Genomic DNA, 318 nt, shown 5'->3' with positions numbered 1-318 from the left:
TGCTGGAGGAGGCCGCCCGCTGGTACCGGCAGTCGGCGCAGAACGGCGAGCCCCGGGCCGCGTGCGCCGGGCACCGGGAGGCGTGCAACGCGCTGGCCGTGGTGCTGCTGCAGCGCGGTGACGAGTCGGGCGCCGACCCGTGGTACACCAAGGCCGCGGAGGCGGGCAGCGGGGACGGCGCCATTCTATTCACATCGCGGCATCAGCAATTTTTCTTGGGGTCTGGAGGCCTGACGTTTGCCGTTGTTAGCGGGCGGCCGGGCGCACTGCAATGCGTTCATGTGCCGGCCGGTGCCCGCGCAGAGCAGCCCCAGGTTG

At 71.4% G+C, this 318-nt stretch carries 1 pseudogene; it reads left to right on the top strand.

Features of this window, described 5'->3' with window-relative positions:
• Window positions 1–206 (top strand): annotated as a pseudogene (locus PUR56_RS00995) (hypothetical protein); the annotation flags it as partial.
• Window positions 207–318: the final 112 nt, after the last annotated feature.

Origin of the sequence: Streptomyces sp. BE303, from assembly GCF_036290945.1 — a bacterium.
Taxonomy (GTDB): domain Bacteria; phylum Actinomycetota; class Actinomycetes; order Streptomycetales; family Streptomycetaceae; genus Kitasatospora.
This window is presented reverse-complemented; position numbering and strand designations above follow the sequence as displayed.